A 345-nucleotide genomic window follows, 5' to 3' on the forward strand; every position below is an offset into this window, starting at 1 on the left:
CCGGACAGTTGGCCAGGGTGCTTGTGGGCATGTGCCGACAGGCCTACGCGCTCAAGCAGTTGCAGGCCTTTCTGGGTGGCTTCTTCCTTGCTGCGCCCGAGCACCTTGATCTGCGCGATGGTCAGGTTTTCGGTGATGGTCAGGTGCGGGAACAGCTCGAAGTGCTGGAACACCATGCCTACGCGCGAGCGCAGTTGCGGCAGGTTGGTCTTCGGGTCGGCGATGGAGGTGCCGTCGACCACGACGTCGCCTTTCTGAAACGGTTCCAGCGCATTGACACACTTGATCAGGGTGGATTTGCCAGAGCCGGAAGGCCCGCACACCACGATCACTTCGCCTTTTTTG

At 60.9% G+C, this 345-nt stretch carries 1 protein-coding gene; it reads right to left on the reverse strand.

Going from position 1 to position 345, the window contains the following annotated elements; all coding sequences use genetic code 11:
* Positions 1 to 345: ATP-binding cassette domain-containing protein (locus AC0L20_RS40310; protein ID WP_473295718.1), on the reverse strand; the 345-nt coding region annotated here is incomplete at both ends.

It is taken from the genome of Bradyrhizobium sp. Kon58 (genome assembly GCF_055807455.1).